Source organism: Rhizobium sp. PDO1-076, from assembly GCF_000247475.1.
Classification (GTDB): domain Bacteria; phylum Pseudomonadota; class Alphaproteobacteria; order Rhizobiales; family Rhizobiaceae; genus Allorhizobium.
Map to the genome: position 1 here is coordinate 11,583 of NZ_AHZC01000430.1, position 25,144 is coordinate 36,726.

Genomic DNA, 25,144 nt, shown 5'->3' on the forward strand with positions numbered 1-25,144 from the left:
ATATGAGTGGTCCTTCCAGTTACCAGCCGTCGACCGGCGTCGAAAAATGGATTGATGCGCGCCTTCCGTTGCCGCGCATGGTCTATGATAGCTTCGTCGCCTATCCGGTTCCCCGCAACCTGAACTATGCCTATACCTTCGGTGCGATGCTTGCCGTCATGCTGGTGGTGCAGATCCTGACCGGTGTCGTTCTGGCCATGCACTATTCCGCGCATGTCTCGGTGGCATTCGAGTCGGTCGAGAAGATCATGCGCGACGTCAACCACGGTTGGCTGTTGCGCTACATGCACGCCAACGGCGCGTCCTTCTTCTTCATCGCCGTCTACCTGCACATTGCCCGTGGTCTCTATTACGGGTCCTACAAGGCGCCGCGCGAAATCCTCTGGATCCTCGGTGTGGTGATCTTCCTTCTGATGATGGCGACCGCCTTCATGGGCTACGTCCTGCCCTGGGGCCAGATGTCCTTCTGGGGTGCGACCGTTATCACCGGTTTCTTCACCGCATTTCCGGGCGTCGGCGAATGGATCCAGCAGTTCCTGCTCGGCGGCTTTGCCGTTGACAACCCGACGCTGAACCGCTTCTTCGCCCTGCATTACCTGCTGCCGTTCATGATCGTCGGCGTTGTCATCCTGCACGTCTGGGCGCTGCATGTGACCGGCCAGACCAATCCGACCGGTGTCGAAGTCAAGTCGAAGACGGATACCGTGCCGTTCACGCCTTACGCGACCCTCAAGGATGCCTTCGGCGTTTCCATCTTCCTGATCGCCTATGCCTGGTTTGTCTTCTACATGCCGAACTTCCTCGGCCATCCGGACAACTACATCCCTGCTGATGCACTGAAGACCCCGGCTCACATCGTTCCGGAATGGTACTTCCTACCGTTCTACGCGATGCTTCGCGCGATCACCTTCAATGTCGGCCCGATCGATTCCAAGCTCGGCGGCGTTCTGGTGATGTTTGGCGCGATCATCGTCTTGTTCTTCCTGCCCTGGCTCGACACGTCGAAGGTTCGTTCGGCCGTCTACCGTCCCTGGTACAAGCTGTTCTTCTGGCTGTTCGTGGCCAATTCGATCGTCCTCGGCTGGCTTGGCGCCATGCCGGCGGAAGGCATGTATGTCGTCATGTCGCAGATCGGTACCGCTTACTACTTCGGCTTCTTCCTGGTCATGATGCCACTGCTCGGCCTGTTCGAAACGCCGCGTCGCATTCCGAACTCGATCACCGAAGACGTGCTCGAAAAGAGCGGCAAATCTGCCGCGGCCAAAGCCTAAGTGCGCGAGAGAGGGAAAGTAGAACAATGAAAAAGCTTTTCACGAGCATCGCGCTGATTGCTGCCATGGCCGGATTTTCCGGCATGGCTCTCGCAGCCGAAGAGGGTGATCTCGCCCATCTGGTCGAACATGCCGCCAAGACGGGCCACTATCCGATCCTGAAGCCCGAGCAGATCGACTGGTCCTTCGCTGGTCCGTTCGGGAAGTATGACAAGGGTCAGCTTCAGCGTGGCCTCAAGGTCTACACCGAAGTCTGTGCCGCCTGTCACTCGATGAACCTGGTTTCCTTCCGGACTCTGGAAGGTCTGGGCTATTCGGAAGAGCAGGTCAAAGCCTTCGCCGCGAATTACGAAGTGCAGGATGGCCCGAACGCCGACGGTGAAATGTTTACCCGCAAGGCCGTGCCGTCGGATCACTTCCCGTCGCCGTTCCCGAACCATGAAGCGGCTGCGGCTGCGAACAACGGGGCGGCGCCTCCGGATTTCTCGCTGATCGCGAAGGCACGCGGCGTGACGCGTGGTTTCCCGCAGTTCATCTGGGACATGTTCCCGATCGTTGGCGGTTACCAGGAAGGCGGCCCGGATTATATCCATGCGCTGTTGACCGGCTATCAGGAACCACCTGAGGGTGTTGTGATTGCGGAAGGCACGCACTTCAACCCGCATTTCATCGCCGGCCAGGCGCTCGCCATGGCGGCACCGATCAGCGATGGTCAGGTGACCTATGACGACGGCGCACCGCAGACGCTCGACCAGTACTCCCAGGACGTCGCTGCATTCCTGATGTGGGCTGCCGAACCGCATCTGGAAGACCGCAAGCGCATGGGTTTCATGGTCATGATCTTCCTGTTCATCTTCTCGGCCCTGATCTACCTGACCAAGAAGTCGGTTTACGCGAACAAGGAACACTGATCGTCAGCTGACGGTTTTGTGAAAAAGGCGGGGCCTCGCGGTCCCGCCTTTTTTTGTTGGGGGCCGTTTTCCTGATGGTGTCCCGACGCGCCTGCCGGCTTTTTCACTTGGTTCTGCCCATCGATGACAGAGGTGGACAAGCCGGTGTCGAAAGGCCAATTTGCCGCCAACTCTCCCAAAGGCCATGGATACCAATGAGCTCCGAAGTACAAAATTACCTCGTCGATTCCATCCGTTCGATCCCGGACTATCCGAAGCCGGGCATCATGTTCCGCGACATCACGACACTGCTGGGCAATGCGCGGGCATTTCGCCGGGCCGTCGATGAGCTGGTGCAGCCGTATGTCGGGCTGAAGATCGACAAGATTGCCGGCATGGAGGCACGCGGCTTTATCCTCGGTGGTGCGGTTGCGCACCAGCTTTCGGCCGGCTTCGTGCCGATTCGCAAAAAGGGCAAGCTACCGCACGAGACGGTAAGCATCGCCTATAGCCTGGAATATGGCGTCGATGAGATGGAGATCCACCGTGACGCGATCCAGCCCGGCGAAAAGGTCATCCTGGTCGACGACCTGATCGCCACCGGTGGAACCGCGGTCGGTGCCGTGCAGTTGCTGCGCCAGATCGGTGCGGATGTCGTCTCTGCCTGCTTCGTCATCGACCTTCCGGACCTTGGCGGACGCAAGAAACTCGAGGCTCTTGGCGTCGAGGTGCGCACGCTGGTCGAATTCTCCGGCCATTGAGGATTGCATCGGTCGACCGTGCCCGGTCGGCCGGCATACCTTGCTCCTGGCGGTCAGTGACCGGCTGGTCCTCAGCCAGCCAACGCCTTGGCGATATCCGCTTTAATATCTTCCGGCGCGGTGCGCGGCGAGAAGCGGGCGATCGGATTGCCGTCGCGGCCGATCAAGAACTTGGCGAAGTTCCAGCCGATATCTGCGCCCTGATCCTCGCCGGGGGTCTCCGCTTTCAGATAGGCATAAAGCGGGTCGGCACCTTCGCCGTTCACCTCGATCTTCGAAAACAGCGGGAACGTGACGGCAAAGCTGGTCTCGCAGAACAGGGCGATTTCCTTTTCCGTTCCGGGCTCCTGGCCGCCAAACTGGTTGCACGGGAAGCCGAGCACGACGAGATCGTCCTTGAAGGTCTGCTGCAGCGTTTCCAGGCCGCTGTATTGCGGCGTCAGGCCACAGGCGCTGGCGGTATTGACGATCAGGACAAGCTTGCCGGCGTAGTCGGACAGATTGCGCTCGTGGCCTTCGATGTCGCGAGCGGTGAACTTGTAAATGCTCATGATGGCAAATCCTTGGGTTCCGGAAATTCAATGATATTGCTGTTGAAGCGTAGGACGGGCTCGGCGTTCTGGTTGAAGCCTTCGCATAGGGCTGAAATGACCATGTAACCCTTTGTCCCGGGCATACGGCGGGTCTCGATCGGGGTCATGAAGTAGGTGACGGTGTCGCCGGCATAGACCGGCTTCAGCCATTGCAGTTCGGAAAACCCGGGCGAGGGGCCGAGCCTAGGCGTTTCTGTTCCGGTGGCCGTCAGCCGTATTGTTTCTGCATCCCAGAAGGCGACGAAGTTCTTCATCCAGCCAGCGCAGGTATGCCAGCCCGAGGCGCAGAGACCGCCGAAGACATAAGACTTCGCCGCTTCAGCGTCGATATGAAAGGGCTGCGGATCGAATGTGCTGGCGAAACGGATGATGTCTTCGGCAGTGAAGGTCAACGAACCGAGTTCCAAGCGGGTGCCGGCGGGATAGAGGTCGAGCATCTTCATGGCGATACCTCTTCAACCTGGCGGCGACGCAACATGATCGCGTTTCTCGCGGACAGGACAAGCTGGCCCCGCTGGTTGGTCAATTCATGTTGAAAGGTCACAATGCCCAGATGTGGCCGCGAGCGCATCAGGCGGGCCGTCTCGACCGTAGAATGGCCGCTGAGCGTGTCTCCGGCCAGTACAGGCTTTCGCCATTGCATCAGATCGATGCCGGGCGCGCCTTCGGAGGCCGAGCGCAGCACATAGCTATCGATCATCATGCGCATGAAGATGCTGCTCGTGTGCCATCCCGATGCCGACAGGCCGCCGAGAATACTGGCACGGCCCGCTTCTTCCGACAGGTGCATCGGCTGCGGGTCGAACTCACGGGCGAATGCGATGATTTCATCCGCCGCAATGGTATTTGGGGCGAAGTCGAAACGCCGCCCGGGTGTGAAATCCTCGTAGTGAAGCTTGTCTGTCTCCGTCATCTCACCCTCGCTTTCACCGGCAGTCTGCGCAAGACGGGGTTATGTTCAAGTCTGAACTTGTTTTCCGCACATAAAAAAAGCGCCTCGTTGAAGGCGCTTTCTTGCTTGCTTCAGGTGTTGAAGCGGAAGTGGATGACGTCGCCATCGTGGACGACATATTCCTTGCCTTCGTCACGACCCTTGCCTGCTTCCTTGGCGCCGACTTCACCCTTGAAGGCGATGTAGTCGTCGAAGGAGATGGTGAAGGCGCGGATGAAGCCGCGTTCGAAGTCGGTATGGATGACGCCGGCGGCCTGGGGGGCCTTGGTGCCGCGCACAATGGTCCAGGCGCGGGTTTCCTTCGGGCCAACCGTGAAATAGGTGATCAGGTCGAGCAGGTGGTAGCCGGCGCGGATCAGGCGGTCGAGGCCCGCTTCTTCCAGACCAAGCGCCGAGAGGAATTCTTTCGATTCCTCGTCCGGCAGTTGTGCGACTTCCGCTTCGATCGCAGCCGAGATGATCACGCATTCCGCGCCCTGAGCCTTGGCCATTTCGGCAACGGCCTTTGTGTGCGCATTGCCGTCCACGGCATCGCTTTCGGCGACATTGCAGACATAAAGAACCGGATGCGAGGTCAGAAGGTTGAGGCCCTTCAGCACTTCAATCTCGTCGGCAGCCAGGGTCTTCAACAGGATGCGAGCAGGCTTGCCCTCGTTCAGAAGCTTGATGACGGCTTCCATGACCGGCAACTGGGCGAGCGACTCCTTGTCCTTGGAGGCCGCGCGCTTGCGGGTCTGTTCGACGCGGCGCTCGAGGCTCTCCAGGTCGGCGAGCATCAGTTCGGTTTCGATGGTCTCCGCGTCACCGACCGGATTGATCTTGCCTTCGACATGGGTGATGTCGTCGTCTTCGAAACAGCGCAGCACATGCACGACAGCATCGACTTCGCGGATGTTGGCGAGGAACTTGTTGCCGAGGCCTTCACCCTTCGATGCGCCGCGCACTAGGCCGGCGATGTCGACGAATGAGATGCGGGTCGGGATGATTTCCTTGGAGCCCGCGATCGATGCCAGTTTCTGCATGCGCGGATCCGGCACGGCCACTTCGCCGGTATTCGGCTCAATGGTGCAGAACGGATAGTTGGCAGCCTGGGCTGCGGCCGTCCTTGTCAGCGCGTTGAAGAGAGTGGACTTGCCGACATTCGGCAGTCCGACGATACCGCATTTGAAGCCCATGGGTTCATTCCGTCACGTAGTGGGATTTGTTGCCTTGCCTATGGGCGAAGGGGCGCGCCGGGTCAAGGGTTTCGGCTGATATTGCGCCGCGCGCAAAGCTGAGGCAGGATAAGTTGCAGCCGTGGGGGATGAGGAACGTCTGTTGTTGAATGGCCGGACAGGGGCCATTCCTGACCAATGCGATCGACGACGGAAAGAGCCTGATGCCGAACAAAGACGTCTCCCTGAAGCCGAAGCTGCAATCCAAGCCGAAGCTGGAGCGGCCCAAGCTCTACAAGGTCATTCTGCTCAATGACGATTACACGCCGCGCGAATTCGTCACCGTCGTGCTGAAAGCGGTGTTCCGCATGAGCGAGGAGGCCGGCAATCGTGTGATGATGACGGCACACAAATTCGGCTCGGCGGTTGTCGTCGTCTGTACCCGTGATATTGCCGAAACGAAGGCCAAGGAGGCAACCGATCTCGCCAAGGAGGCCGGGTTTCCGCTGATGTTCACCACCGAACCGGAAGAATAGACGGGGTTCCACAGGCCTTTCGCGATGTTCGGTCCATTGCTATGGATCTTTTCCCAGGCAATTGCAGGTAGAGCAAAATTTGCTAGTGTAGCGTGTCTGGAAATTGGTCGCGCAGGCAACATGGGGATGTTGCCGTCTTTTTATCCAGACAGCTTGGTTCATGCATGGAGGGGGTTTCTCATGCGTTCGAAACTGCTTGCCGAATTTCTTGGTACGTTCTGGTTGGTGTTTGGCGGCTGCGGCAGCGCCGTTCTGGCGGCGGCATTTCCAGACGTCGGCATTGGCCTGCTGGGCGTCTCTCTGGCTTTTGGCCTTACCGTGTTGACGATGGCCTATGCGGTCGGCGGGATTTCCGGCGGGCATTTCAATCCGGCAGTCTCCGTCGGGCTTGCCGTTGCCGGGAGGTTCGGCAAAAGCGATCTCGGGCCATATGTCGCGGCCCAGGTGCTGGGTGCGGCCGCCGCAGCGCTGGTGCTCTACATCGTTGCCACAGGCAAGGCGGGAGCCGAGATCGGCGGCTTTGCGGCAAACGGCTACGGTGAGCATTCGCCGGGCGGATATTCCCTCGTCTCGGCGCTGGTGATCGAAGTTGTACTGACGGCTTTCTTCCTGGTGATCATCCTCGGCTCCACCAGTGCCAAGGCGCCCGCCGGCTTTGCGCCGATTGCCATCGGCCTCGGTTTGACGCTGATTCATCTGATCTCGATCCCGGTGACCAATACCTCGGTCAATCCCGCGCGCTCGACAAGTCAGGCGCTTTTTGTCGGCGGCTGGGCGCTACAGCAACTCTGGCTGTTCTGGGTGGCCCCCATAGCCGGGGCGGTGATCGGGGCCTTGCTGTGGAAAGGTCTGTCCGATGAGCGTGACTGAGCAGAACTGTACTTAGTCGTCCTTCTTGCCGAACATGCGCTTGAGCATGTCCGCCATCGGTCCGGATTCCGGCAGCTTTTTCGGCTGGTTGAAGTTTCGCGCCTGGTGGATGTGCGATTGGCCGGTCTTCGCCGGCTTTAGTGCCCTGGCCGGCTTTTCCTCGTCCGCCTTGCCGCCGGTTGCCAGTGCCAGCTTGTTCATCAGTTGCGAATCTTCGCCCTTGATCAGCATGTCGGCATTGTCGGCCAGCGCTTCGAGCAGCGGCTCTAGCCATTCGGCATCCGACTTGCCGAAGTCTCCGAGGACATGGCCGTGGACGCGCGACTTGTCGCCGGGGTGGCCGATGCCGAGGCGCAGGCGCCGGTAGTTCAGCCCGCAATGGGCATCGATCGATTTGATGCCGTTATGGCCGCCATGACCGCCACCGGTCTTGATGCGAGCCTTGCCGGGCATCAGGTCCAGTTCGTCGTAAATGGCGATTATATCCTCGGGTCCGAGCTTGTAGAAGCGCATCGCCTCGCCGACGCTTTCGCCGGAGAGGTTCATGAAGGTTTGCGGCTTGATCAGCAGCACTTTTTCGGTGCCAAGTGTGCCTTCCGCGATCAGGCCCTTGAATTTTTTCGCCCAGGGCGAGAAGGAATGGCGCCGATGGATCGCGTCCACCGCCATGAAGCCGATATTGTGGCGATTGCGCTCGTATTGAGAGCCTGGGTTTCCGAGCCCAGCAAGGATCATCATGGCTGCGTCCGTTTCTGCCGTTTTGGTCAGTGACCGCGCCGATCGCGGCGCGGCCTTTCACCACCGCGAAACGCGCTGAATGTCAAGGGTTGGAGGCTGGCGTGCTGGCAAGCGCACTGACATTCGACCCGAGCAGGCCATAGTTGCCCAGGATCTCGGCCTGCCGGCCATCGGCAATTATCGTATCGAGAGCATCCTGCATCCTGGCCAGGAGATCATCCGGAAAAGTCGAATTGCAGGCGATCGAGAACTTCTGCTCGGTGAAGACGAATTTGACTTCCAGGGGTTCGCCGTCCTTTACCAGTTGCACATAATGCTGCTCGTCGATCGGCATCAGATCGAGCCGGCCGCTTTCCAGTTTCTTCAGGGTCAGCTTGAGATCGGTCGCGAGATCGATCTTCTCAAATCCGGCATTTTCGAGCAGCGTCTGGGTGTAGTCATTGCGCTGCGTGCCGACCGTATAGGACTTGGCTTCGTCGGTATTCTTCACGTCGAGACCTGACCCCTTGCGGGCTACCATCAGATTGCGGCCGACCGCCAGGGGCTCCACCCATTTGAACAGCGTATCGCGTTCGGGGATGTGGGCCGTGGTGAAGACGCAATGCATCGGCTCTGTCTGGGCAAGCGCGATAGCGCGTGCCCATGGCATCATCTCGACGGAGTAGGGGATCTTCAACTCCTCCATCATGACGATCAACTGGTCGTAGCCCGCGCCCTTTATGTCGTTGCCGGCGCGGAAATTGTAGGGCGGGTAGTCTTCGGTGGTAAAGTAGACAGTGTCGGCGGCGGCAACCGGGGCCGCCGCAAGTGAAAGTAGAATTCCAAGCACTTTCATTGCGGTATGCCTCTCTTCCTGGTGTTTCTAGCCCGCTGCACCCTCGCGCAGGCGGTTTTTCCTGATAGCGGCGTCGATCAAGGCTGCGACCGGTTGCGGGCGCGCGAAGAGATATCCCTGGCCGTAATCCACGCCGAATTCCTCTAGAAGGACGCGTTGTTCCTCGGTCTCCACGCCTTCCGCCACAACGCTGCATTCCATCTTGTGCGAAATGGCGGTGATGCCTTCAACCAGCATGCGGCTCTTGTTGCGCAGTTCTGGCTCGACTTCCGACAGCGAGCGGATGAAGGACTGGTCGATCTTGACGATATCGACCGGGAAGCGGTTGAGATAGCTCAGCGACGAGTAACCCGTGCCGAAGTCGTCAAGTGCAATACGATAGCCGAAGCGGTTGAAGTCATCGAGAATAGTGCGGATCTGCGGGTTGTCGTGCAGCAGGGTTGCCTCGGTGATCTCGATGACGATGCGTTTGGGCGCGATGCCGTGCCTTGTCGTCAAGGACGCCAGCCGGACCGGTAGCGATGGCTCGAACTGCAGCGGCGAGAAGTTGATCGCAAGGTACGTGCTATCGTCATCCGTTGCGGTACTCAGTCGCACCAGGTTCTCCAGCGCCTTTTCCAGAATCCGGCCACCGACCTTGCCAATAGCGCCGATTTCCTCGGCGATCCGAATGATTTCGGTTGGCGGCACGATGCCCCGCTCTGGATGCACGAGCCGCATCAGTGCCTCGTAGCCGACGACCCTGCCGCTTTCGATCTGGACGATGGGCTGGAAAAATGCCTCGAACCAGTCGTTGCTCAATCCCTGCTCGATATCGTGTTCGATCTCGGCGCGCTGGCGCGTGTCGTCCTGAATGAGCGGATTGTAGAGCTGAGCGCCATTCTTGCCGTCGCGTTTCTTGCTGTACATCGCCATGTCGGACTTTTGCAGCAGTTCCGCCGCATTGGCCGCATGGCGCGGATAGATGGCGATGCCGACACTGGCGCTCAGGCGGGCGGTGGCGCCATCGATCTTGATCGGCTCGACAAAGATGTCGCACAGTTGCCGGCTCAGCTCCATGGCAACGCTCTCGGCATCCGTGGCGCGCAACAGGATGGCAAACTCGTCCCCGCCAAGTCGGGCCGCCGTCGCGCCGATCGGCAAATGTGCCTTCATCCGTTCGACGAAATGGCACAGCACTGTATCGCCAGCCTGGTGGCCGAGATTGTCGTTGATCCACTTGAACCGATCAAGGTCGACAAAGATGCAGGCAAGTTCGTGTTCAGTTGCGTCGGTCAGCTTGATCTCGTCGTCGAGTGCGTTCTCGAAGCCCTGGCGGTTGCGAAGGCCCGTCAGGTGGTCGGTGATCGCCTGACGGTGGTTGCGCTCCTCGGACTGCTTGAGGGCCGTGACGTCAGTCATGACGCTGAGCGAAAGGCCTTCGTCGCCCTCCTGCGCCTCGCGATTTGCCTCGGCGATCAGAACGTCCATGACCGTGCCGTCGGCGCAGACGAAGCGGGTGGTGGCCTCGAGGACGCCGACAATCGCCTTGGTCCGCTTGTGCTCCAGATAGTTTTCCCAGGCGTCCAAGGGTACGAGTTCGGAAAAGTGACGTCCGACGATCGTGTGACGCTGATAGCCGGTGGCGAGCAGCCAGTAGTCGCTGACGCCAGTGATGCGATCCTGCTCGTCGAGCGAAAAGAGCATGGCCGGGGTCAGGTTGTAGATTTCGGTGGTGCGTTGGTGGGCGAGCTTCAGTTCGCGTTCTTCCTGCTCGAGCTTGATCTGCATGGCGTTGAAGCTGCGTGCAAGCCGGCCGATCTCGTCATTCGACTGCCAGTCGACATGATGGCGAGAACCCAGCCTGCGGGTTGCCTCGATGGCGGCAGTCAGTTTGAGCAATGGTCTCATCACCATGACGCGGTTGCCGATGACTGCAGCGCCGACGACGCCGAGGACGGCCAGCATGAAGATGCCGATCAAAATCACTTCTGCTTGGCGGAGCGAAGAGAACATGTCGATTCGGCTATAATATATGGTGATCGTGCCGACGAGTTTTGGTCCCTCGATGGCATGGTAGAAGATTTCGCGGGTGATCGAGCTCAGGCCGTTCTTTGGCCATTTCGGCAGCGCTGGCATCGAGACATTGATGCCATTGGACAGATCGCGGACGTGAACCCGGCTGACGGTGCTGTTGGAGATGATCGTTGCGGTAATCTGTTCGACGCTCTCGCGGTCGAAATCCCACATCGGCTTTGCGAGAGCCTGGCCATTGGCGGCGATCAGCACTTCCAGGTTTTGCTGCAATTCGCTGGAGGCGCGCTCCGTGGTGAGCGAGAGGAAGAGGGCAAAGAGCGGAACGACAAGAATGAAGATCGTGATCGCAACAATCGCCAGGAATCGACTCTCGACTGATCGTGTCATCGGCATTTCGCTCCTTTATGCCGCTGACGATGGGACATGTTTCTCGGGATGCTCCCTTTGTGGCGAGAATACGGCCGTCACGCTTTCATGAAACCGTTAAATCAAGTTAAAGCCGCCATCCGCATTTTTGTGAGTTTTATGACAATAAGAGCCTGAAATACAAAAAAACCCACCCTGTTTCCAAGGTGGGTTCTCTTTCTAACCGAAATTTCGGTTTGATCAGGCTTCAGCTTCGGCTTCTTCTTCGACGCCACCAGCTGGTGCAACCAGCGTTGCAATGGTGAAGTCGCGGTCAGCGATGACCGGGGTCACGCCTGCCGGCAGCTTCACGGCCGAGATGTGGATGCTGTCGCCGATCTTGGCGCCGGAAAGATCAACCGTGATGAATTCCGGGATGTTGTCGGCCGGGCAATGCAGTTCAACGTCGTGACGCACGATGTTGAGGACTGCGCCGATCTTGACGGCAGACTTGTCTTCGTTGACGAAATGCACCGGAACCTGAACCGAGACCTGGCTGTTGGCCGAGACGCGGAGGAAGTCGATGTGCATGGTGAAATCGCGGACCGGATCGAGCTGGTAATCCTTCGGGAGAACCTTGATCTTTTCGCCGTTGATTTCGATAACGGCGATCGTGGTCATGAAACCGCCGGCATGAATGCGCTTGGTGATCTCGTTGGTGTTGATCGAGATCGAAATCGGGGCCTGCTTGTCACCATAGATGACAGCTGGGATGGAACCGTTGCGGCGAAGTTCGCGGGAGGACCCCTTACCTACCCGTTCGCGTGCTACGGCCTTGAGCTCGTATGAAGCATGGCTCATGGCTTTAACCTTTCAAGTTGTCTGGAGAGCCCTGGTGGCTGCCTTTCAGCGGCGTTCCAGGACTGGAGGCGTTTGACGGCCTCATCCGCGTTGCCTCCAAGGGTGTCTACGCGGACGGGGGCGCTATAAACCAGTCCCCCCCGAATAGCAAGTTTCGTTGCAACAATACCGTTGGCCGGCAAGGGTTCTTGGCGATTAACTTCGGATTTATCGCGATTTCCGCCAGCGTAGCGATCTCGCTAACTATCTTTGCCAAGCATTTGGAAATTGACGACTGCTAATTGGGTGATGCGCAAGATTTTACACACGGTCCCATTTGATGCTGAAACTCGTGAATTGCATTGTCGTTGATCATGATCCCGTCTCATTGGCCGCCGCGGTTGGAATATGCATCTGTGGTGCCTTTCTCACGATGCGGCTGTTCGGTCGTATCCGTGGTACGCGCGGCATGGCCCGGGCGAGCTGGATCTCGCTGACCAGCGTGATCGGTGGTTGTTCGATATGGACCACGCATTTCGTTGCGATGATGGGTTACGAAGCCGGGGTCGTGACCGGTTACGAGCCGCAGCGGACGCTGATGTCGCTCATTCTTGCCGTCAGCATCACAGGTATTGGATTTGCCATTGCCGGCATCGCCCAGCGCAGCCTGGCCATCGAGGCGGGCGGCGGCCTTGTCGGTCTCGGCATCGCGGCCATGCATTATGTCGGCATGAGCGGCTATCAGGTTCAGGGTCACCTCGAATGGGACCGGAGCTATGTGGTGATGTCGCTGATTTGCGGGGCGCTTTTCGGGGCGATCGCAACAAACCGTGCGTCGCGGCCGTTGACGCGCTTTTGTCGCCTGGGCGGCGGTGTGGCCTTGCTTCTTGCCATCGCCTCCACCCATTTTCTCGGCATGACAGCGCTAACTGTCGTGCCGAACATGCAGGCGCAATTGCCGTATGACGTGTTGCCGGAAAGCATTCTGACGGTCGTCGTGGTGGTCGTGACCCTAATGATCATGACGATTGGCGCCACATCCTATGCGATCGACAGGCAATCGTCGAAATTGGCTGTCGAGCGTTATCGCCAGCTGTCGTTGCACGATGCGCTCACCGGCTTGCCGAACCGCGCGGCGTTTATCGAGCGTCTGACGCATATGATCGATATGCCATCGGCACACAGCGAGCGCATCTACGTGTTTTCGTTCGACCTCGACCGCTTCAAGGAAATCAACGACGTACATGGCCATGCGGCCGGGGATCAGGTTCTGCGGGCGGTTGGCGAGCGGCTCAGTGCCCGTTTGCGTGAAGGTGAGTTTGTCGCCCGCATCGGCGGAGACGAATTCGTCGCCGTATCGTCGCGGCTCTACACCAAGGCGGACGCACAGCAGTTTGCCGAAAAGGTCATCCAGGATCTCGGTGCTCCGGTCGAGTGGGTGGGCGAGACCCTGTCGATCGGAACCAGCATCGGCGTCACGATGTATCCCGAGAGTGCCGAGAGCATTGATGACCTGATGGCGCAATCCGATATCGCCATGTACCGGGCCAAGGCGATCGGATCGAACAATGTCTGCTTCTACGACCGCTCGATGGATCTTGCGGCGCGCGAGCGCAATGCGCTGGCGATGGATATGCGCAGCGGCTTCCTGCGTGGCGAGTTTGAACTGTATTATCAGCGCCAGAACGACACCGCGACCGGCGACGTGATCGGTCTGGAGGTACTTTTGCGCTGGAACCATCCGGTGCGCGGCCTCGTCTCGCCAAGCGAATTCATTCCGATTGCCGAGCGCAGCGGTTTCATCCTCGAACTTGGCGACTGGGTCCTGCGCCAATCCTGCCTCGCGGCGGTGAAATGGAGCAATCCGCTGAGGATCGCGGTCAATGTCGCGCCGAAGCAGCTCGCCGATATCAGGCTGCCCGAGCGGGTGCGCGAGATTCTCGAGGAAAGCGGCTTGCCGGCGGAAAGGCTGGAGCTGGAAATCACCGAATCCGGCATCATCGCCGATCAGCAACATGCGCTGCAGATCATCCGTCAACTGAAGGCGATCGGCGTGAAGATTGCGATGGACGACTACGGAACGGGCTACTCGTCGCTTTCGACGCTGCAACTGTTTCCGTTCGACAAGATCAAGATCGATCGCGGCTTCATCGACGGCGTGGCCAGCAGCCGGCAATCAGCGGCGATCGTGCGGTCGACGCTGATCCTTGCCGCCAGTCTCGACATTCCTGTTCTGGCAGAAGGCGTGGAAAGCGAGGCGCATGTCCGGTTCCTTCAGGCCGAGGGTTGCGAGCAGGTGCAAGGGTATTTCTACGGCCGGCCGGTTCCGCTGTCCGCGCTGAGCGATGTGGTCAATCTTGTACGGGAGATTGAAGCGGACGCCGGATCGTCCGCCGTTCCGGGCAAGCCCGGACTTGCTGCCTGACAGCTGCCTGGCCATTGCATCTGTAGATCTGTCGCATATCTGCGCCAGTTTTCTGGATCTACATGTTCGGATGCTTGTATTTCTTTCGTCTCATTGAAACATGTGGAATGCACAGGCATAACTGCATCATGCTTTGGGAGGAGCCGATGCGACAAGATACCAGCCATTCGGCACTCGTCTACTCGACGGCGCAAAAAGCCTCTGCGGCCGTGACGTCGCCGGTCGCAGCGTCCTGGAGCCGCTGCCTCAATCTTTATCGCCTTGCGCCGGAAGAGGCGCGAAAACCGGTTCAGGTGGACGATATCGCCTTCCGCGAGGCGCATCGGCGCATGGAACGGCTGATCGGCAGCTCGACCGACGAGGTTGACCGGCTTTACCAGATGATTGGACGCTCCGGTTGTTGCATCATTCTGGCCGATGCCGACGGGATCGTGGTCGATCGACGTGGTGCGCCGGGCGATGACACCGAGTTTCGCTCGCTCGGTCTCTGGCAACAGAATGTCTGGAGCGAGGCGAGCGTCGGGACCAACGGCATCGGTACTGCGCTGGTGGACGAACGCTCGGTGGTTATCCACCGCGACCAGCATTTCATGAGTGCCAATATCGGACTTTCCTGCGCGACAGCGCCGATCCGCGACCATCTTGGCCGGGTCATGGCAGCGCTCGATGTCTCGACCTGCCGCAACGACGTGAACGACATGACACTGGCCGTGCTGTCGCAGGCCGTGAAGGATGCGGCCGCCCGGGTCGAAACCAATCTCTTCCGGCAGGCATTTCCTGGCGCACGGATCGTCGTCGTGCCGCAGGCCAATTCTATTTCGGCTCTGATCGCGGTTGATAGCGACGACCTTATTCTCGGCGCAACCAAAGCAGCGCGAGTGGCGCTGAAGCTTGATGATCAGCTGATTTCGCAAGGCATGCCGGCGGCTGACGTGCTGCGCGAGGCGCGCGGCGATGGTGGCAGCGATCTCGATGATGCCGAGCGCGCGGCGCTGCGCCGCGTGCTGTCGCGCACCCAGGGTAATGTCTCTCAGGCGGCCCAGATCCTTGGTATCAGCCGTGCGACGCTGCACCGGAAGCTGAAGCGCTTCCAGGCGCAATAGAGATTGGCAGCAGTGTCGCATTCCTGAAACAGAGTGCGGTGCGGCACGGTCCAGGTGGGCTTCACGCCAACGCCAATCGCGTCAATCATCTTCCTACTGGCCCGAGGAGGGGCCTGTTCACAGGGAGGATAAGACATGAATATTCAGGTCCAGAAGATTGCCGCGTCGCCATTCAAGCTGAAATACGGCAACTTCATCGGCGGCGAATTTCGCGAGCCGGTCAACGGTCGGTACTTCGAGAACACCACGCCGGTCACCGGGGGCAAGCTTTGCGATGTTGCGCGGTCCGACGAACATGACATCAATCTGGCGCTCGACGCCGCGCATGCCGCGAAAGACAAGTGGGGACGCACCTCGTCGACGGAACGCTCCAACATCCTGATGAAGATCGCCCAGCGGATGGAGGACAATCTCGAGCTTCTGGCCAAGGCCGAGACCTGGGACAATGGCAAGCCCTTGCGCGAGACCATGGCCGCCGACATTCCGCTCGCCATCGACCATTTCCGCTACTTTGCGTCGTGCATCCGCGCTCAGGAAGGCACGATCGGCGAAGTCGATCACGACACGATCGCCTATCACTTCCATGAACCGCTCGGGGTTGTCGGCCAGATCATTCCGTGGAACTTCCCGATCCTGATGGCGGCCTGGAAGATGGCGCCGGCACTGGCTGCTGGAAACTGCGTCGTGCTGAAGCCGGCCGAGCAGACGCCGGCCTCGATCCTCGTCTGGATCGAACTTGTCGGCGATCTCCTGCCACCGGGCGTGCTCAACATTGTCAACGGTTTTGGTCTGGAAGCCGGCAAGCCGCTCGCCACCAGCCCGCGGATCGCCAAGATCGCCTTTACCGGCGAGACCTCGACCGGTCGCCTGATCATGCAATATGCCAGCCAGAACCTCATTCCGGTGACGCTGGAACTGGGCGGCAAGTCGCCGAACATTTTCTTCGAAGACGTGATGCGCGAGGACGACGACTATCTCGACAAGGCGCTGGAAGGTTTTGCGATGTTCGCGCTCAACCAGGGTGAGGTTTGCACATGCCCGAGCCGCGCTCTGGTGCATGAGAAGATCTACGACCGGTTCATGGAGAAGGCACTGAAGCGGGTCGCCGCCATCCGCCAGGGCGATCCGCTCGATATGTCGACGATGATCGGAGCGCAGGCTTCCTCGGAACAGCTGGAAAAGATCCTGTCCTATATGGATATCGGCCGGCAGGAGGGTGCCGAAGTGCTGATCGGCGGGGAGCGCAACAACCTCGCGGGCGATCTGGCCGGCGGCTACTATGTCAAGCCGACGGTCTTCAAGGGCCACAACAAGATGCGGGTCTTCCAGGAGGAAATCTTCGGGCCGGTTGTCTCGGTCACGACTTTCAAGGACGATGCCGAAGCGCTTGAGATCGCCAATGACACGCTTTACGGCCTCGGGTCCGGTGTGTGGAGCCGCGATGCCAATCGTTGCTACAATTTCGGCCGCAATATCCAGGCCGGTCGGGTGTGGACCAATTGTTACCATGCCTATCCGGCGCATGCGGCTTTCGGCGGCTACAAGCAGTCGGGCATCGGTCGCGAGACCCACAAGATGATGCTCGACCACTACCAGCAGACCAAGAACATGCTGGTTTCGTACAGCCCGAAGGCGCTCGGCTTCTTCTGATCATCGGATCCTCCCCCGAGGCGGCGTCTCCGCCGATGCCGCTTAGCCCTCTCCCTGGTTCGCCAGGGGGAGGGCAGTCATTCGATCAGGAGGCTTCAATGTCGACAGGAAACGAACCCCGCGTCATCGCGACCGAGGCGGCACTCGCCTTTCTCGCCGAAATCCGGAAAGACCATCCCGACATCCTATTCCACCAGTCCGGCGGATGCTGCGACGGCTCTTCGCCGATGTGTTATCCGGCAAGCGACTATCGGGTCGGTGAGACGGATGTAAAGCTCGGCGAGATCGGCGGGGTGCCGTTCTATATCAGCGGCAGCCAGTACGATGTCTGGAAGCACACACAACTGATCATCGACGTCGTGCCGGGGCGAGGGGGCATGTTTTCCCTCGACAATGGTCGTGAGCGCCGGTTCCTGACGCGGTCACGGCTGTTTTCCGGTGGCGAGGCGTGTCCGCTGCCGGTGCGCTGACCGAGTCTGCAAGGAGCGAGTGCGCCCGGTCAGCGAATGCCGAAGGTTTCGCAGGCAGCGTCGATGATCGCCAGCTTGGCCGATTGCGATTCCGCGTATTCACGGCGGAATTCCTTCGAGACCCACATGACCGACCGTCCGCGGGTGCCTTCCCAGCCGATACTGCCGATCGCTTCGGCTTCGCGCAGCTTGCGAGTGAGATGCGTGCGCGACAGGCGGAATGTTTCGGCCATCTGCGGCACGGACCTGACTTGCGTCGCGACACGCTCGACCGACGCGTCCGCCGGTTCGATGCCTGCCAGCAGCCAGTCCATCACGATGCCGCCATTGTTCAGCCAAGTGAACAGGGTGAATGTCTGCGGCGGCGTGCGGATTTCCGGCGAAACGAGAAAATTCGCCGTTATTTCTGGATGCAGGCGATTGATCAGCGTCGGGTCGTCTTTGTAGGCCGCCTGACGGTGGCCGCCATCGAGCCGGTCGAGCGTTGCCAGATGGATCCACATCCACTGGCCAACCGCTGCAACCGTCTGGGCTGCTGGCCGTACCGGGCGGTTGCGCTTGTCGGCGGTGGCGATCTGTTCCGCGATGCCGTAGACCAGCATTTCCTTGACGAAGGCATCGGCAGTGTTGACGCTGGAAATGCTGTGGCTTTTCACCTGCTCGAAGAAGCGCGCCATGACGATTGCCGGTTCGGGCGCGCCGCGTGCCGCTTCGTTGAAGTAGATCGACATGGCGAGATGCGCCAGAAGCCAGCGTTGTTGCGTGCCAAAAACCGCTGCAAGCTTGGGCGCCACAGCGTTGATTTCGAGCAGGGCTTTGGACTGATCGCGAATTGCCTCGTGCAGATCGGCATTCTGGAGCAGCAATTCGACTGTCAGAGACATGGAATGGATGGCCGGGTGAGAGTAATTCGATGCATGCGCAGACGCAGCAATCACTCAACATGATAGCCGATCTGTTTTAATGGAATTGCGTCAAGGAATGACGTTTTGCAATATAACTAGAAAAATAAGCTAAATATTCCAGTGCAATGCGTCTAAATGCGACGCATTGCACTGCATTGCCGAATATCAGTCGAAGAGGCTGGAAACCGACTCTTCCGCGCTGGTGCGGTTGATGGCTTCGCCGAGCAGGCTGGCGGTCGAGAGCACACGAATGTTGTGTGCCGACTGAACGGCCGTGGTGGGCTGAATGGAATCGGTGATCACCAGTTCGCGCAGTTTCGATGACGCAACGCGGGTGACAGCGCCGCCAGACAGAACGCCGTGGGTGATATAGGCGGTCACGCTGGTCGCGCCATGCTTTAGCAGGGCTTCGGCGGCATTGCAGAGAGTGCCGCCGCTGTCGACGATGTCGTCGATCAGGATGCAGTCCTTGCCGGCCACGTCGCCGATGACGTTCATGACTTCGGACTCACCCGGACGATCGCGGCGCTTGTCGACGATCGCCAGCAGACAGTCGAGGCGTTTGGCCAATGAGCGGGCGCGAACCACGCCGCCGACGTCTGGCGATACGACCATGACGTTGTTCTGGTCGTAATGCTCCTTGATGTCGCGCGCCAGAAGCGGCACGGCGTAAAGATTGTCCGTCGGAATATCGAAGAAGCCCTGGATCTGTCCGGCATGCAGATCAAGCGTCAGGACGCGGTCTGCTCCAGCCTCGGTGATCAGGTTTGCCACGAGCTTGGCCGAAATCGGCGTGCGCGGTCCCGGTTTGCGATCCTGACGGGCATAGCCGAAATACGGAAGCACCGCGGTGATGCGCCGTGCAGACGAACGCCGCATGGCGTCGATCATGATCAGCAGTTCCATCAGGTGGTCGTTTGTCGGAAACGACGTCGATTGTACGACGAACACGTCCTCGCCACGCACGTTTTCCTGGATTTCGACGAAGATTTCCTGGTCTGCGAAACGGCGGACGCTGGCCTTGCCGAGTGGAACATTGATATAGGAGCAGATCGCTTCGGCCAGCTGCCGGTTCGAATTACCTGCGAAAACCTTCATCGTGGCCCGCCTGTTATATGCCTTGAGATGCGCGCTTTTTACCGTCCTTGCCCCTGAATGCAATAGGCTAGGCGGTGTTCACCCGCTTTTTCGTCAATTCGGGGTGAGTTAACTCTGGATAGGGTGAATAAGGCAACTTTGACGGGTTGAAATCCAAGGTCTAACCGGTCTGCGCGTTTTTCCATGCCACATATTGCGCCACGCTCTTAGTGGCGATCTGCTGCATGACCGATGCGGGAACGGAAGCCCACGGATCTTTTGCGCCCGAAGGCAGGCTTTCCTGACCCTGAATGCGATGAAGCCGGCCGCCGCTGGCGTCCAGTATGTCCCAGACATAGACGATCGTCACATTGCTGCCGTCGGCAAAGGCGGAAAAATAGCCCTTCAGGATATGTTCGCTGGCCGGATCATTGGCGCTCTTGATGGTCAGGCCATGGGCGCGCGCTTCGGCACCCAGTTGGCGCGACAGGGGCGTCACGGCCTGAACCGGGGCGCCGATGATGGGCAGGAAACGGATTGTTCCGCGCGCGGTCGTCGCGCCGGCCGGTGCGAGGGAGGCCTGTTGTGTCTGCTGGGCGGCCGGCTGTTGCTGTTGTTGTTGCGCCGCCTGCGCCTGTGGTTGCTGCGGAAAGGCCTGGCTTGTCCGATCGGTATCGTATGCGCCTCCGTCGAGCGGAGCGGAGGCTGTCGGATTGTTGCCCTGGCTCAAAGCGGCCGCCTGAGCCTCCAGCGTGTTCTGCGGAGAGCGGTGATACTGATAGCCGGGTTGGTCGAGAGGGGCGCTCTGGACGCCCTGGGTGGCGACCGCTCCAAGCGGTGCCGCGGATGTTTGCCCGATGTCGCCGCCGCCCTGGCTGCCATCGCCGACATCGACGGGGGGCGTCAGGACTTCGGTACTGTTACAGGCGCCAAGCTGCAGGAGCAGGACGAGTATTGATGCCAGCCGTACGGAACGTCTCATCTATCGCCGATCCTTCCCAGTCACTCCTGTTTGTATGCTTGTAGCAGCAATTTACTGTCAATTTTCTGAACAGACGGTGATCGCTTCTCGCCTCAGCGGATGATCAGCTCGAGTGGATGGCGGGAGAGGGCGCGTGGCGCATCCTCGGTGGTCAGATAGGTATGACCGAGCGTCATCGCCGTTTCGCGCTCGCTGTCCATGATGATCATGTGCACGAACAGGGTCATGTCCGGCAATATCGGCTGCGCATTGCCGGCGTGGAACATCTGGTGTTCCATCCAGGAGGGCGAGAAGCGGGCGCCCAGCGAATAGCCGCAGGCATTCAAGCGGTGCCGGGTCAGGCTACGGTCGTCGAGAATGCGGGCGTGCGTGTCGAAGACGTCGCCGAACGTGTTGCCCGGACGCAGCACGCCCTCGATCGCCTTGATGGTCTCTTGGCAGGCGGCGTACAGTTCGCGGTGCCGCGTGCTGGGTTCACCGACGATCACGGTGCGCATCATGGCCGCATGGTAGTGTGCGGCGGCACCCGCCCATTCCAGGGTCAACTGGTCGGTCTCGGACAGCTTGCGGCGCCCGGACTTGTATCGGCACAGCAGCGCATCCGGACCCGATCCGATGATGAATTCATTGGCCGGATAGTCGCCGCCGCCGCTGAACACGGCTCCTAGCATCGCAGCCAGTATGTCTGCCTCATCCGCGCCGGCGCTGATCAGCGGCAGGGCGGCGTCGAGGGCATCATCGGCGAGTTCGGCGGCGCGAGTTGCAAAGGCAATCTCGGCCGGGCTCTTGATCAGCCGTAATTCACTGACGAGATAGGAGATGTCGGCGATTTCGCAGAAATTGGTCATCTGGTTGTCAAGCAGCCGGGCAACGCGGCCGGTCATGCCATGCGTGTCATATTCGATGCCGATTCGCGTGCCGAGCAGATCCATGTCGCTGAGCAGTCCACGCAGGTCTGCGGTCGGATCGGCGTTGACGCGATCGACCCAGATGACAATGTTCTGAATTGTCGAGGTGTGCTTTGCCTGACGCAGGTCGGCTGACCGCGTCAGCAGTGTCATACTGCCATCAGCCCTGACCACGAGGCACTGGAAGAAGCAGTAGCCGAAGGTGTCGTAGCCGGTCAGCCAATACATGCTTTCCTGGGCAAAGAGCAAAACCGCATCGAGCTTCTGCTCCGCCATGCGGGCGGTCAGACGCGACAGGCGGGTCGCATATTCGCTCTCGGTGAAGTGCAGTGCCATGTCAGTCCTCCAATATCGCGATTGCGGAAATCTGTCGGCCGTAGTCCGGTTCTCCGGCATGGGTGGTGCGGCGGTACGAATAGAAGGCGTCAGGATCGGCATAGGTGCAGAGGCCGAGCGTGTCGACCTCGATGCCGGCCTTCGCGAGCCGCATCAAGGTCAGGCCCGGCAGGTCAAACATCGCGTGGCCCAGTTTTGCCGAGGGCGTGAAGAACGCGGTGAAGGCAGGATCTTCGTTGGCGAAGCGGTCGACGAATTCCGGCCCCACCTCGTAATTGGCGCCGCTGATCGACGGCCCGAGCGTGGCGTGGATGGACTGGCGGCAGGCCCCGAGCGCAATCATCGCCTCGATCGTATTTTCGAGCACGCCTGTCAGGGCGCCTTTCCAGCCGGCATGGGCCGCACCAATGACGCGGTTTTCAGGATCGGCAAACAGGATCGGGCCGCAATCGGCGGTCAGGACGCCAAGCACGATGCCGGGCGTTGCCGTTACCTGAGCATCCGCTTTCGGACGGCTGCCATCATAGTCTGCACCGACCGTCACGACGTCCGGCGAGTGGACCTGATGGGCCGTGGCCAGCCGATCAAGCGGCTGTCCGAACCAGGCACTGACGCGGCGCCGGTTCTCCTCGACATTTTGCGGCTCGTCATTCGAGCCGAGACCGACGTTCAATCCGCGATAGATGCCATCCGACACGCCGCCGGAACGGGTGAAGAAACCGTGGCGGATACCGGAGGCCGCCGCCTGTTGAAGCCGCGCGCCGATGATCGGTTGCGGCGACGAGGTGTCGCTCATGTTTTTGTCTCCGGCATCGATGCGTCCTCCGGCGCCTGATTCGCTCATGCGTGAAAACAACTGAATTCATTCGTCTTTCAGGTGTTCCCCAGGCGATATTTTCGGCGCGATGGTGTCAATGGAGGCCGGTCAAGTCAATGCTTGACCTTGAACGGGGCAACATGCACGGCGGGACTGGACACCGCCATGACCTTGAAAAGTTCGCCCATATAGCCGTTGCCGGAGCCTGCCAGACGCCGCACGGCGTCGACAATATCGGCCTGGGTCCGCTCGTCCTTGCCGCGCCCAAGGGCGGCGGCGCGCTCCTCGATGCCGAGCGCGACCAGAAAGTCGCCCTGATGCATACAGCCGTTCAGATGGACACCTGCGGACAGGGAGGTCCGGGCGAGATTTTCGAAATCGACGTGGCTGGTCAGGTCTGCGAGGCCGGGGTGGGCGAGTGGCGGATCGTATTCGTGGGCACGCACAGCCTGCAACGTGTCGCCGAAATTGCTGACCATGTGGCCATAGTCGATGACCAGAGCCGTTCCATGATACTGCCGCAGGCGTTCACAGATGGTCAGCATTACGGACTGGCGTGCTGGGGCCACTTCGTAGATTGCCCCGTCCTCGGGGGGCTCCATTTGTTGGGGCAGCAGTGCCGCGTCGAGCGTCGCCACACCGGTGGTGAAGCAGAGGTCGTCATGATCGTCGAGGCTGACCATGCGCTCGCGAAAACCGGTCGGTGTCTTGACGAACTGGCGGATCGGGATTGCGTCGAACAGTTCGTTGGCTGCAAGCAGGGTGAAGCCAGCCGGCAAACCCTCGAAGCTTTCGTGCCAGGATACCTTTTCGCCGTGCGAGGAGAGGGTTTCCATCTGCGTCAGCTTGAGCAAGGCGCTGGTTTCGACCAGATGCACCGTCGCGGTTTCATAAAGCCCGGGTGCGACGCGGGCAATGACGCGCAGCATGTCGGCCATCATCGTGCCACGGCCAGGGCCGATTTCGACCAGCCGAACATCCTGAGGCTCGCCGTGGTGTTGCCAGGTGCTGATCATGAAGATGCCGAGCATCTCACCGAAGAGCTGGCTGATTTCCGGGGCCGTGATGAAATCGCCGGCGCGGCCGAAAGGATGGCGGGTGCGATAGTAGCCATGCTCGGGATCGGCAAGGCAGAGGGCGAAATAGTCGGTGATGCTGATCGGGCCATTGGCGAGGATCAGAGCCTTGATTTTTTCGGCGAGCGGTGTGGGCATTCGCATGACCTCCTCAGCCTCGTTCCGTCCGATTGGCGCCAACGGCGGCCCGACCAGACCACACGATCACCCAGATGCCGATGGCAGCCATCGGCAGCGACAGGACCATGCCCATGGTCAGCCAGCCACCGAAGAGGTAGCCGATCTGCGCGTCGGGCTCACGGAAGAACTCGACGAAGATGCGGGCCGCTGCATAGAGAACGACAAAGACGCCGGTAATGCGGCCAGGGTTTCGCAAGGACTTGAAGACGCGTGCCAGCACCTGCAGCACAACGAACAACAGAAGCCCTTCAAGGGCTGCTTCATACAACTGGCTTGGGTGACGCGGGAAAGGGCCGCCGGTCGGAAAGGCCATGGCCCAGGCGACATCAGCCGGACGGCCCCAGAGCTCGCCATTGATGAAATTGGCGATCCGGCCGAAAAACAGCCCGAGCGGGGCGACGCTGGCGACCAGGTCGAACAGGCTCCAGAGCGGGATTGTGTGCTTGCGGGCAAAGAGGACCATGGCGAGCGTGGCACCCAGAAAGCCGCCATGGAAGGACATTCCGCCATTCCAGACCTCGATCGCGCGCATCGGATTGGCGGCAACGGAGGCGAAATCGTAGAACAGAATGTAGCCCAGACGTCCGCCGGCAACGATGCCGATGGCCGCCCAGAGGATGAAGTCGTCTACCTGCTGGATCGTGACCGGCGGTTGGCCGTTTGGCCAGAGCTGCGGCCGGCGCAGCAGATCACGGGCGACGAGCCAGCCGAGAAGAATGCCGACGACATAGGCCAGTCCATACCAGTGGACCGCCAAAGGGCCGACCGAGAAGGCGATCGGATCGATCGCGGGGAAGGTCACGACGGCGAAAAGTTCCAGGACTGACAACAAATGGCTTTCTTTCGTTTATGCAGGGCGAAAATGGCGTTGCTAAATGAGCCGGTCAAGATGGAATCGCGTGCCCCTGTGACACCGTCAACCACCTTTATCACTTCGAAACTTCTTGCAAGCTCCCGGCCGAATGCCTACCTCATCTTCAACGGGGTGATCCCCAACGGATCTTGATTGAAGAGGAGCCATGCCATGTCGACCGGGCCGAACCGTATCATGGATGAATTTGCCAAACTGATGACGGACGCCGCCGGTGCCGCGCAAGGCGTGCGCCGGGAAGTCGAAACCGCGTTTCATGCCCAGGCCGAGCGCTGGATGAACAGCATGGATCTGGTGAAGCGCGAGGAATTCGACGTCGTGCGCGAGATGGCGCTGAAGGCACGCGAGGAAAACGATCTGCTGCAGAAGCGGATCGAGGCGCTCGAAGCGCAACTTGCGAATAAGCCGGGTAAGGCGAGCAAGCCGGCAGTCTAAGTTTCCGGTAAGCCGGTTCAAATACTTGTTTTCCAAGGATGCCCATAACCTGTTGGTTGTGGGTCTTTTGTCTTTTCAGGCCCTTGACCGTGGGTCGTCCCAAGCCAA

At 59.9% G+C, this 25,144-nt stretch carries 25 protein-coding genes; 10 read left to right on the forward strand and 15 right to left on the reverse strand.

The features are described from left to right. Nucleotides 1-2: 2 nt before the first annotated feature. The 3 genes from PDO_RS24960 to PDO_RS24970 all read left to right on the forward strand — a co-directional run bounded on the left by PDO_RS24960 (nucleotide 3) and on the right by PDO_RS24970 (nucleotide 2,922). Nucleotides 3-1,271: a cytochrome b gene (locus PDO_RS24960; RefSeq protein ID WP_007608338.1), complete on the forward strand. Its 1,269-nt coding sequence runs from the start codon at nucleotides 3-5 to the stop codon at nucleotides 1,269-1,271. 26 nt (nucleotides 1,272-1,297) lie between these two features. Further along, entirely contained in the window at nucleotides 1,298-2,182 is an 885-nt protein-coding gene (locus tag PDO_RS24965; protein ID WP_007608339.1) for a cytochrome c1, read from the forward strand. Between the two features lie 194 nt (nucleotides 2,183-2,376). Beyond that, complete coding sequence (locus tag PDO_RS24970; RefSeq protein ID WP_007608340.1) at nucleotides 2,377-2,922, forward strand: adenine phosphoribosyltransferase; 546 nt, start codon at nucleotides 2,377-2,379, stop codon at nucleotides 2,920-2,922. A 71-nt stretch (nucleotides 2,923-2,993) separates the two neighbouring features. Here PDO_RS24970 and PDO_RS24975 read toward each other — a convergent pair whose 3' ends face one another. From PDO_RS24975 to ychF, 4 genes are all read right to left on the reverse strand, one after another. Next, nucleotides 2,994-3,473 (reverse strand): glutathione peroxidase, encoded by a 480-nt coding sequence (locus PDO_RS24975; protein ID WP_007608350.1) that lies wholly within the window; start codon nucleotides 3,471-3,473, stop codon nucleotides 2,994-2,996. Beyond that, the gene (locus PDO_RS24980; RefSeq protein ID WP_037075456.1) at nucleotides 3,470-3,958 is read right to left on the reverse strand and encodes a MaoC family dehydratase; all 489 of its coding nucleotides are present in this window, start codon (nucleotides 3,956-3,958) and stop codon (nucleotides 3,470-3,472) included. Before PDO_RS24980 ends, PDO_RS24975 begins: the two co-directional genes overlap by 4 nt. Next, complete coding sequence (locus tag PDO_RS24985; protein ID WP_037075459.1) at nucleotides 3,955-4,428, reverse strand: MaoC family dehydratase; 474 nt, start codon at nucleotides 4,426-4,428, stop codon at nucleotides 3,955-3,957. The genes PDO_RS24980 and PDO_RS24985 overlap by 4 nt, the downstream gene beginning before the upstream one ends. Before the next feature lie 110 nt (nucleotides 4,429-4,538). Then, nucleotides 4,539-5,642 carry a redox-regulated ATPase YchF gene (ychF, locus tag PDO_RS24990; protein ID WP_007608352.1) on the reverse strand — a complete coding sequence of 368 codons (1,104 nt, stop codon included), beginning with the start codon at nucleotides 5,640-5,642 and terminating at the stop codon, nucleotides 4,539-4,541. A gap of 203 nt (nucleotides 5,643-5,845) precedes the next feature. Between ychF and clpS the strand changes: the two genes are divergently transcribed. Together clpS and aqpZ are read left to right on the forward strand one after the other, a co-directional pair. Continuing rightward, nucleotides 5,846-6,157: an ATP-dependent Clp protease adapter ClpS gene (gene clpS / locus PDO_RS24995; RefSeq protein WP_037075493.1), complete on the forward strand. Its 312-nt coding sequence runs from the start codon at nucleotides 5,846-5,848 to the stop codon at nucleotides 6,155-6,157. Nucleotides 6,158-6,337: 180 nt separating this feature from the next. Then, on the forward strand, nucleotides 6,338-7,027 hold the full coding sequence (gene aqpZ / locus PDO_RS25000) for an aquaporin Z (protein WP_007608355.1): 690 nt from the start codon (nucleotides 6,338-6,340) through the stop codon (nucleotides 7,025-7,027). 12 nt (nucleotides 7,028-7,039) lie between these two features. Here the strand turns inward: aqpZ and pth are convergent, their stop codons facing one another. The 4 genes from pth to PDO_RS25020 form a co-directional block, all read right to left on the reverse strand. Continuing rightward, on the reverse strand, nucleotides 7,040-7,765 hold the full coding sequence (pth, locus tag PDO_RS25005; RefSeq protein WP_007608357.1) for an aminoacyl-tRNA hydrolase: 726 nt from the start codon (nucleotides 7,763-7,765) through the stop codon (nucleotides 7,040-7,042). Nucleotides 7,766-7,847: 82 nt separating this feature from the next. Further along, nucleotides 7,848-8,600, reverse strand: coding sequence for a substrate-binding periplasmic protein (locus PDO_RS25010; protein WP_007608361.1), 753 nt, complete (start codon nucleotides 8,598-8,600; stop codon nucleotides 7,848-7,850). Nucleotides 8,601-8,627: 27 nt separating this feature from the next. Next, nucleotides 8,628-11,003: an EAL domain-containing protein gene (locus PDO_RS25015; protein WP_007608362.1), complete on the reverse strand. Its 2,376-nt coding sequence runs from the start codon at nucleotides 11,001-11,003 to the stop codon at nucleotides 8,628-8,630. Nucleotides 11,004-11,222: 219 nt separating this feature from the next. Beyond that, nucleotides 11,223-11,822, reverse strand: coding sequence for a 50S ribosomal protein L25/general stress protein Ctc (locus PDO_RS25020; RefSeq protein ID WP_007608363.1), 600 nt, complete (start codon nucleotides 11,820-11,822; stop codon nucleotides 11,223-11,225). A gap of 319 nt (nucleotides 11,823-12,141) precedes the next feature. Here PDO_RS25020 and PDO_RS25030 point away from each other — a divergent pair, with 319 nt between their 5' ends. The 4 genes from PDO_RS25030 (at nucleotide 12,142) to PDO_RS25045 (ending at nucleotide 17,449) form a co-directional block, all read left to right on the forward strand. Continuing rightward, nucleotides 12,142-14,226 (forward strand): putative bifunctional diguanylate cyclase/phosphodiesterase, encoded by a 2,085-nt coding sequence (locus PDO_RS25030; protein ID WP_007608364.1) that lies wholly within the window; start codon nucleotides 12,142-12,144, stop codon nucleotides 14,224-14,226. A 146-nt stretch (nucleotides 14,227-14,372) separates the two neighbouring features. Beyond that, nucleotides 14,373-15,329: a helix-turn-helix domain-containing protein gene (locus PDO_RS25035; RefSeq protein ID WP_007608366.1), complete on the forward strand. Its 957-nt coding sequence runs from the start codon at nucleotides 14,373-14,375 to the stop codon at nucleotides 15,327-15,329. 135 nt (nucleotides 15,330-15,464) lie between these two features. After that, nucleotides 15,465-16,979: an aldehyde dehydrogenase gene (gene adh, locus PDO_RS25040; RefSeq protein WP_007608386.1), complete on the forward strand. Its 1,515-nt coding sequence runs from the start codon at nucleotides 15,465-15,467 to the stop codon at nucleotides 16,977-16,979. A gap of 98 nt (nucleotides 16,980-17,077) precedes the next feature. Beyond that, complete coding sequence (locus PDO_RS25045) at nucleotides 17,078-17,449, forward strand: DUF779 domain-containing protein (protein WP_007608392.1); 372 nt, start codon at nucleotides 17,078-17,080, stop codon at nucleotides 17,447-17,449. 29 nt (nucleotides 17,450-17,478) lie between these two features. On the opposite strand, the gene PDO_RS25050 is transcribed toward PDO_RS25045, so the two are convergent. The 7 genes from PDO_RS25050 to lgt form a co-directional block, all read right to left on the reverse strand. Further along, the gene (locus PDO_RS25050; RefSeq protein WP_007608393.1) at nucleotides 17,479-18,333 is read right to left on the reverse strand and encodes a hypothetical protein; all 855 of its coding nucleotides are present in this window, start codon (nucleotides 18,331-18,333) and stop codon (nucleotides 17,479-17,481) included. A 186-nt stretch (nucleotides 18,334-18,519) separates the two neighbouring features. Then, complete coding sequence (locus PDO_RS25055) at nucleotides 18,520-19,452, reverse strand: ribose-phosphate pyrophosphokinase (RefSeq protein WP_007608394.1); 933 nt, start codon at nucleotides 19,450-19,452, stop codon at nucleotides 18,520-18,522. A gap of 160 nt (nucleotides 19,453-19,612) precedes the next feature. Continuing rightward, nucleotides 19,613-20,413, reverse strand: coding sequence for a hypothetical protein (locus PDO_RS25060; protein WP_007608395.1), 801 nt, complete (start codon nucleotides 20,411-20,413; stop codon nucleotides 19,613-19,615). 92 nt (nucleotides 20,414-20,505) lie between these two features. After that, nucleotides 20,506-21,657, reverse strand: a complete 1,152-nt coding sequence (locus PDO_RS25065) for a M24 family metallopeptidase (RefSeq protein WP_007608396.1) — start codon at nucleotides 21,655-21,657, stop codon at nucleotides 20,506-20,508. A gap of 1 nt (nucleotide 21,658) precedes the next feature. After that, nucleotides 21,659-22,453, reverse strand: a complete 795-nt coding sequence (pgeF, locus tag PDO_RS25070; RefSeq protein ID WP_007608397.1) for a peptidoglycan editing factor PgeF — start codon at nucleotides 22,451-22,453, stop codon at nucleotides 21,659-21,661. A 134-nt stretch (nucleotides 22,454-22,587) separates the two neighbouring features. After that, nucleotides 22,588-23,688: a class I SAM-dependent methyltransferase gene (locus PDO_RS25075; RefSeq protein ID WP_007608398.1), complete on the reverse strand. Its 1,101-nt coding sequence runs from the start codon at nucleotides 23,686-23,688 to the stop codon at nucleotides 22,588-22,590. A 13-nt stretch (nucleotides 23,689-23,701) separates the two neighbouring features. Further along, nucleotides 23,702-24,562 (reverse strand): prolipoprotein diacylglyceryl transferase, encoded by an 861-nt coding sequence (lgt, locus tag PDO_RS25080; protein WP_037075466.1) that lies wholly within the window; start codon nucleotides 24,560-24,562, stop codon nucleotides 23,702-23,704. Nucleotides 24,563-24,754: 192 nt separating this feature from the next. Between lgt and PDO_RS25085 the strand changes: the two genes are divergently transcribed. Continuing rightward, a complete protein-coding gene (locus PDO_RS25085; protein ID WP_007608409.1) occupies nucleotides 24,755-25,036 on the forward strand; it encodes an accessory factor UbiK family protein in 282 nt (93 codons plus the stop codon). Nucleotides 25,037-25,144: the final 108 nt, after the last annotated feature.

What these genes read in the sequence shown, in the direction of transcription:
- PDO_RS24965 (WP_007608339.1), top strand. Translation starts at nt 1,298, where the DNA reads ATGAAAAAGCTTTTCACGAGCATCGCGCTGATTGCTGCCATGGCCGGA.
- PDO_RS25075 (WP_007608398.1), bottom strand. Translation starts at nt 23,688, where the DNA reads ATGCCCACACCGCTCGCCGAAAAAATCAAGGCTCTGATCCTCGCCAAT.
- pgeF (WP_007608397.1), bottom strand. Translation starts at nt 22,453, where the DNA reads ATGAGCGACACCTCGTCGCCGCAACCGATCATCGGCGCGCGGCTTCAA.
- PDO_RS24970 (WP_007608340.1), top strand. Translation starts at nt 2,377, where the DNA reads ATGAGCTCCGAAGTACAAAATTACCTCGTCGATTCCATCCGTTCGATC.
- PDO_RS25030 (WP_007608364.1), top strand. Translation starts at nt 12,142, where the DNA reads ATGCTGAAACTCGTGAATTGCATTGTCGTTGATCATGATCCCGTCTCA.
- adh (WP_007608386.1), top strand. Translation starts at nt 15,465, where the DNA reads ATGAATATTCAGGTCCAGAAGATTGCCGCGTCGCCATTCAAGCTGAAA.
- PDO_RS25010 (WP_007608361.1), bottom strand. Translation starts at nt 8,600, where the DNA reads ATGAAAGTGCTTGGAATTCTACTTTCACTTGCGGCGGCCCCGGTTGCC.
- PDO_RS25085 (WP_007608409.1), top strand. Translation starts at nt 24,755, where the DNA reads ATGTCGACCGGGCCGAACCGTATCATGGATGAATTTGCCAAACTGATG.
- PDO_RS25050 (WP_007608393.1), bottom strand. Translation starts at nt 18,333, where the DNA reads ATGTCTCTGACAGTCGAATTGCTGCTCCAGAATGCCGATCTGCACGAG.
- PDO_RS25060 (WP_007608395.1), bottom strand. Translation starts at nt 20,413, where the DNA reads ATGAGACGTTCCGTACGGCTGGCATCAATACTCGTCCTGCTCCTGCAG.
- aqpZ (WP_007608355.1), top strand. Translation starts at nt 6,338, where the DNA reads ATGCGTTCGAAACTGCTTGCCGAATTTCTTGGTACGTTCTGGTTGGTG.
- PDO_RS25065 (WP_007608396.1), bottom strand. Translation starts at nt 21,657, where the DNA reads ATGGCACTGCACTTCACCGAGAGCGAATATGCGACCCGCCTGTCGCGT.
- PDO_RS24980 (WP_037075456.1), bottom strand. Translation starts at nt 3,958, where the DNA reads ATGAAGATGCTCGACCTCTATCCCGCCGGCACCCGCTTGGAACTCGGT.
- PDO_RS24985 (WP_037075459.1), bottom strand. Translation starts at nt 4,428, where the DNA reads ATGACGGAGACAGACAAGCTTCACTACGAGGATTTCACACCCGGGCGG.
- PDO_RS25015 (WP_007608362.1), bottom strand. Translation starts at nt 11,003, where the DNA reads ATGACACGATCAGTCGAGAGTCGATTCCTGGCGATTGTTGCGATCACG.
- clpS (WP_037075493.1), top strand. Translation starts at nt 5,846, where the DNA reads ATGCCGAACAAAGACGTCTCCCTGAAGCCGAAGCTGCAATCCAAGCCG.
- pth (WP_007608357.1), bottom strand. Translation starts at nt 7,765, where the DNA reads ATGATGATCCTTGCTGGGCTCGGAAACCCAGGCTCTCAATACGAGCGC.
- ychF (WP_007608352.1), bottom strand. Translation starts at nt 5,642, where the DNA reads ATGGGCTTCAAATGCGGTATCGTCGGACTGCCGAATGTCGGCAAGTCC.
- PDO_RS24960 (WP_007608338.1), top strand. Translation starts at nt 3, where the DNA reads ATGAGTGGTCCTTCCAGTTACCAGCCGTCGACCGGCGTCGAAAAATGG.
- PDO_RS25055 (WP_007608394.1), bottom strand. Translation starts at nt 19,452, where the DNA reads ATGAAGGTTTTCGCAGGTAATTCGAACCGGCAGCTGGCCGAAGCGATC.
- PDO_RS25035 (WP_007608366.1), top strand. Translation starts at nt 14,373, where the DNA reads ATGCGACAAGATACCAGCCATTCGGCACTCGTCTACTCGACGGCGCAA.
- PDO_RS25020 (WP_007608363.1), bottom strand. Translation starts at nt 11,822, where the DNA reads ATGAGCCATGCTTCATACGAGCTCAAGGCCGTAGCACGCGAACGGGTA.
- PDO_RS25045 (WP_007608392.1), top strand. Translation starts at nt 17,078, where the DNA reads ATGTCGACAGGAAACGAACCCCGCGTCATCGCGACCGAGGCGGCACTC.
- PDO_RS24975 (WP_007608350.1), bottom strand. Translation starts at nt 3,473, where the DNA reads ATGAGCATTTACAAGTTCACCGCTCGCGACATCGAAGGCCACGAGCGC.